The sequence below is a fragment of the Arthrobacter sp. E3 genome (assembly GCF_017353415.1).
Lineage (GTDB): Bacteria > Actinomycetota > Actinomycetes > Actinomycetales > Micrococcaceae > Specibacter.
In genome coordinates, this window is record NZ_JAFMPX010000087.1 from 1 (window position 1) to 984 (window position 984).

The window sequence follows — 984 nt, forward strand, 5'->3', positions numbered from 1 at the left end:
AGGAGCAGGGGCTGCTGGTTGCCGGGTTTGTGGATGAGGCGGCCCGTTTGGCTGATAACGGCAGGATTGATCAGGAGTGTTTGGCGGAGGTTCAATCCGTGTTGGTCGAGGCTGGGCTGGGGGAGGGCCCGGATTGTTTGCGTCGTATTGGTAACCGGATTATGAGTCATTTGGATCCTGACGGGCAAAAGCCCAGCCACTCGGATCTGGTTGCGAAGCAGGGGTTGTTCTTCCGTAAGCCCCGGCGCGGGCTGATTCATCTTGACGGGTATATGACCATCGCCCAGCATGAACAGCTCATGGCTGCCATTGGACATGCCACCAACCCCAACCACCACACGGATGTGGACACTATCAACACCACCACGACTGGCAGCCACGAAACAACCGGAACGGCACAAACGACTGGAACAACTCAAACGGCTGGAACAGCTGGAAAAGCTGGAACAGCCGACGAGTGCGGCAGTGCTGGTGATGGTGCTGGTTCTAGTGGTGGGCAGGATTCCTTGTTCGAGCAGTTGCATGGATTGATGGGGATGCTCAATACCACCACCACGGCAGCTGGACAACGAGACACCGCAGCGCAGGACCGTGGAAGGCAAACAGGGCCAAGGGGGCAAGCAGGACGAGAAGAGGCGCTAGGGGCATCAGGATCTGGGTGGGTGGCGCAGCCAGGCCCGGACTCGGAACGGGCATCAGGACCTGACCCGGGGCCGGGTTCAGGAGCTGGCCCGGCGGATCCAGGCGGTGAGGCAAGTGGCGGTGAGCCGGGCTGCGGTGCGGAACCAGGTGGCGGTGAGCCGGGCTGCGGTGCGGAACCAGGTGGCGGTGAGCCGGGGTGCGGTGCGGAACCAGGTGGCGGTGAGCCGGGGTGGGGATCTGTGTGGGGTGAGGTGCCCGGGCAGGAGCGGCGGGCTCGGGTGGTTGGCGGGGTGCGGATTCCGTGGCCGGGCTCGGCGGAGATGTTGGAGGGTTTGGATCCGA

2 protein-coding genes are annotated in these 984 nt (G+C 63.3%); both read right to left on the reverse strand.

Annotation, left to right across the window (positions count from 1 at the left end):
- A partial coding sequence (locus JMA46_RS16730; protein ID WP_207346478.1) for a hypothetical protein occupies window positions 1-524 on the reverse strand: 524 nt, incomplete at its 3' end.
- Window positions 525-719: 195 nt separating this feature from the next.
- Window positions 720-984, reverse strand: a 265-nt coding sequence (locus tag JMA46_RS16735) for a hypothetical protein (protein ID WP_207346479.1), incomplete at its 5' end; no start/stop codon positions are given.